The sequence below is a fragment of the Fusibacter sp. genome, from assembly GCF_057447755.1.
Map to the genome: position 1 here is coordinate 1 of NZ_JBVBZF010000295.1, position 4,376 is coordinate 4,376.

Genomic DNA, 4,376 nt, shown 5'->3' on the forward strand with positions numbered 1-4,376 from the left:
AACTTTGTGAATGCTAGTCATAATTTTAGTGAAGAGTCTCAGCTTATTAAGAGGGTACATGAAGAATTCGGCACCATCGAAGATTCTATCGCAAATATCGCTGCAATTTTACAGGAAAATTCAGCTCATTTTGAAGAAATTGCATCAAGGGTTGAGGTTCAATCAGAGATTTCTCAGATTGTTACGGCAGAAATTGAGGCAATTGCCAAGATCGGCTTACAGCTTTATGAGAGTGTAAGTGAAGAAAGCTAAACGAGTAATGAATGAAAGTAATTGGTGATGGTCTAGATGACCATCGCCTTTTTTATATGACACTTATTTTTTATACCTTGATTTATATGCCCTTAACAGAACTGGGCAAGTAATTAAAATTCAAATATAATAATAAAATGCTAACTTTAATAAGTTGAAGTGGATACAAGAGCGATTTGGATAGATTTACATATCGTTAATCATATAGTAAAATTGTTTATAAAATGAAGCAACATAAGAAAACTGCTTTATCAGGTTTAATTGATAAAGTATGATCGTAATTGAAAATGAACGCTTTTTTAATTTGAACAAACTTTGAAGGAGGGAATTTACATGACTAGTACTATTTCTTATGAAAAAGCTAACGAATTGCTTTTAAGGTATAATAAAGATCCTTTTCACATCTTGCACGGTCTTACAGTAAGTGGGGTTATGGATTGGTATGCTAAGGAGCTTGGTTATGGTGATGAAGCAAATTACTGGAGTATAGTTGGACTTCTCCATGATATCGATTTTGGTATGTATCCCGATGAACATTGTGTTAAAGCACCTGAATTACTTAGTGAAGCTAATGTCAGTGAAGAAATGATTTATTCAATTTGTAGCCATGGTTACGGTATATGTGTGGATATAATGCCAAAACATGAAATGGAAAAGGTGTTGTTTGCAACTGATGAGTTAACGGGGTTAATTGGTGCTGCAGTTAGAATGAGACCGTCGAAAAGTGCAATGGATTTTGAAGTTTCTAGTTTAAAAAAGAAATTTAAAGATAAAAAATTTGCAGCTGGATGCTCTAGGGATATAATTGTACAGGGGGCTGATATGCTTGGATGGACTCTCGATGAATTGTTTGAAAAGACTATCCTTGCAATGCGATATTGTGAAGAAACTGTGATCAAAAGTATGAATGATTTAGGCTTATAATTAAAAATAAATCAAATCGAATATATTTAAAAAGTAGTTTGCTCAGAATAGAGCAAACTACTTTTTTTATAGAGATGAATATTATATAGGTAATAAAAAGATTATAAAGTGCCTTCAAGTTTATAAAACGCAAGTGAAAACTTGCCTTCAATTGGAAAAAATAATTAGTCTGATAAGACCAGTTATGATAAATACCATACCGGAGAAATGTCTCAGAATTAGAAATTTACTTATGGTCAGGACCTAAGCAAGAATACTAATGAATTCTGAAAAACTAAATTAACTCTTTGAAACCATTCATAATCAAAGACATGTTCTGTTCAACAAAAGATTTTGCTGTGACTTGTCTTCCTTTGTTATTCCAATCGTATGCGGCACCATACATTCCCCAACTTAACAGAATAGATGCTGAATTTATCAATAATTGTTCGTCTGAATTTAAAATTTTATCTTTAGTTAGAAAATCATATAAAGTAGTTTTAGTGATTTCCTTTATTTTGTATTCAAACTGTGTCCCAAAAGTTTTATAACTTCTTTGGCATAAAGTACTTAATTCAGTATGAAAATCACATATTGCTAAAAATATGCATTTAATGGTCTCTTCATTTAGAGTTTTATGTCCCTCTATTCTATGAAGCAATATTGTCATAAAAGAATCTGTTATTTTGGAATCAAGAATATCAAATTTGTCCACAAAATGGGCATAGAAGGTAGCTCGATTAACCGTAGCTCTTTCAGCAATATCTTTTACCGTTATATCATCAAATTCTTTTTCTCGCATCAATGAAGTAAAGGCCTCTTGAATAAGTTTACGTGTCCGAACAACACGTGGATCAATCCCATTTTTTTTCATTATCATTTCATGCCTCCCCATAATATAAGCAACAATTTTTTATATGTGTTGGTTATACAACGAATTTGTATTATTGATGGTTGAGATCAGTTTATAAATATTATAGCATAGAATTACAACACGTGTTTAGAAAACAACATATGTCAAAAAAGTTTCGTTACAATAATTCTAAGTTAAAAAGAAGGGGAATAGATTATGATGTTTAAGTCAAATCAGTCAATGGAAAGTCAAATGCTTTTTAATATGATTAGAGATCGTCATTCAACACGGAGGTTTAATCCTGATATAAATATTTCAGAGGAGGAACTGATTGAAATGTTAGAACAAGCAGCTTTAGCACCTTCTGGTGGGAATCTACAATCATGGCGGTTCTTAGTAATCAATACATCTGAAATGAAAGAAAAACTTTATTCAATCGCTTACAATCAGAAACAAGTAGTTGAAGCTTCAGCTGTCATAGCTGTACTTGGTGATGTAGAAGCCTATACAAAGGCTGAAAAAATATATAGTTTAGCGGCAGATGAAGGTTATATTTCAAGTGATATTGCAAAAGCACTTAGTAAACGTTATATAGACTTATATTCAAGTTTATCATTGGAAGAAGTTCGTCAAATAGTATGTATAGACTGCGGACTTGTGTCTATGCAGCTTATGCTTACTGCCCATAGTAAGGGTTATGATACCGTGCCAATGACAGGATATGATAAAGAGAAATTCTCAATAACTTTTAATGTTCCAAAACAATATTTTCCAGTTTTGCTTATAGCACTAGGCAAAGCAAAGATACCAGGTCAACCAAGTGTAAGACTACCAATCGAAGAAGTTGTTTTTTTTAATGAATTCTAAATGGATATTTTTAAGAGTCAATTCTTACAAACGTTTAGTTGAAGCACCAATACTACTTGAAGAAAAATATAGATTAAGTTATAATAGTTGATAATATCAACTAAACGAGGTGTGGGGGATGAAAAAAGAAGAAATAGTAAGAAAGGAACTAAGACTTATTGTAAGGGAATTAGGTTTATTAAATTACAATTGTTTCAATTCTGGTTTGACAATAGCTCAAGCCCATATATTAAATTACCTAAAACATAATGGAAAGACAACGTTTAACGAACTACTAATCAATTTGGGTATTGATAAGGCTTCTCTGAGTAGGATTATTAGCAATCTGGAAGCTAGAAATTTCTTAGAACTAAAAAAATCAGAATATGACAAGAGGATGAAGGATATTTACCTTCTACCACTAGGATTGACAGCTATTAACGATGGCGATATTAAGGCAAATACATTTATGAGTGAAATTTTAGATCAAGGAGATAGTGTAGTCATCGATAATATTGTAGCTGGATTCAGAGATTTCCGTATCCTGGCATTGAAAACGCACCTTAAAAAAAATGATTCTAGGATATTAATTGAGAAAATTTCAGACAATTATATGGATGAGGCGTTAAAATTGGCAACAGAAGTCTTTACTGTGGAGCAAGGGATTCCGACAGACTTGATTCCGTTAGATTGTCATTTAAAACCAGTTTGGTGGTGTGCAAGAGTAGGTGAGGATATTGTTGGAGTAGTAGCTGCTTGGGAGAAAAACAAAAAATGGCAATGGGGGAGATTTGCCGTTGATAAGGGCTTACGGGGCATAGGTATTGGACAAAAACTGGCTATTTATTCGTTAAAAGAAATTTTCAGTCACTATACAGATGTCTTGTATAGTGATGCAAGAGATGTCACAGTTAATATGTTGATGAGATTTGGATGTGAAGTTATTGGAGAAACTGAGATGTTTTATGATGAGCCAATAACGCCAATATTATTAAGTAAAGCGTCATTTTACAAATCGTTAGAATGAAAGCGGTAGATTCAGGAGGAAAAATGCTAAAAAGAGTAATTATTTTTTTATTTTGTAGTGCGATGTCCATAGGATTAATAGCATGTGCCAGCCATGAAGGTCTTCAAAATGAAGTTAATGTCAATACAGTTTTAGTAGATGATGAATATGTTACTATAAATTTACCGTTTGAAGTATCATCAATTAAAAAGAATAAATTAGGGTAATTCATGAATTAAGATATGAATTACCCTTAAACATTTTCAGCTATTAGAAATACATAAAAGAAATTATAGGTGACAATATCATACAAGAAATAAATTAGAGTGAATGTTAAGGTAGAATAAAAGGAGATTACAATGCAAGAAAATGAAATTAAAACAGCAAGTCTTTATAATTTATTAGAAGTGAAGTTAAATGACTCACACCCTCATGCCTATAAACCTCATTTACATTCAGAACTTGCAATAGGTGTTATTGAAAAGGGAACCTCTATTTTGAATATTGATGATGTTG

6 protein-coding genes are annotated in these 4,376 nt (G+C 32.0%); 5 read left to right on the forward strand and 1 reads right to left on the reverse strand.

Going from position 1 to position 4,376, the window contains the following annotated elements; translation table 11 throughout:
- Both AC220I_RS18775 and AC220I_RS18780 read left to right on the forward strand, forming a co-directional pair.
- Positions 1–252 (forward strand): hypothetical protein (locus tag AC220I_RS18775; RefSeq protein WP_486725395.1); only part of this gene is annotated, 252 nt, incomplete at its 5' end.
- A gap of 333 nt (positions 253–585) precedes the next feature.
- A complete protein-coding gene (locus AC220I_RS18780) occupies positions 586–1,176 on the forward strand; it encodes a hydrolase (RefSeq protein ID WP_486725396.1) in 591 nt (196 codons plus the stop codon).
- 274 nt (positions 1,177–1,450) lie between these two features.
- Here the strand turns inward: AC220I_RS18780 and AC220I_RS18785 are convergent, their stop codons facing one another.
- Positions 1,451–2,035, reverse strand: a complete 585-nt coding sequence (locus tag AC220I_RS18785; RefSeq protein WP_486725397.1) for a TetR/AcrR family transcriptional regulator — start codon at positions 2,033–2,035, stop codon at positions 1,451–1,453.
- Positions 2,036–2,224: 189 nt separating this feature from the next.
- Here AC220I_RS18785 and AC220I_RS18790 point away from each other — a divergent pair, with 189 nt between their 5' ends.
- The 3 genes from AC220I_RS18790 to AC220I_RS18800 all read left to right on the forward strand — a co-directional run bounded on the left by AC220I_RS18790 (position 2,225) and on the right by AC220I_RS18800 (position 4,087).
- Positions 2,225–2,875: a nitroreductase family protein gene (locus AC220I_RS18790; RefSeq protein WP_486725398.1), complete on the forward strand. Its 651-nt coding sequence runs from the start codon at positions 2,225–2,227 to the stop codon at positions 2,873–2,875.
- Positions 2,876–2,993: 118 nt separating this feature from the next.
- Positions 2,994–3,881 carry a GNAT family N-acetyltransferase gene (locus AC220I_RS18795; RefSeq protein ID WP_486725399.1) on the forward strand — a complete coding sequence of 296 codons (888 nt, stop codon included), beginning with the start codon at positions 2,994–2,996 and terminating at the stop codon, positions 3,879–3,881.
- A 23-nt stretch (positions 3,882–3,904) separates the two neighbouring features.
- A complete protein-coding gene (locus AC220I_RS18800) occupies positions 3,905–4,087 on the forward strand; it encodes a hypothetical protein (RefSeq protein WP_486725400.1) in 183 nt (60 codons plus the stop codon).
- The last annotated feature ends 289 nt before the right edge of the window (positions 4,088–4,376 follow it).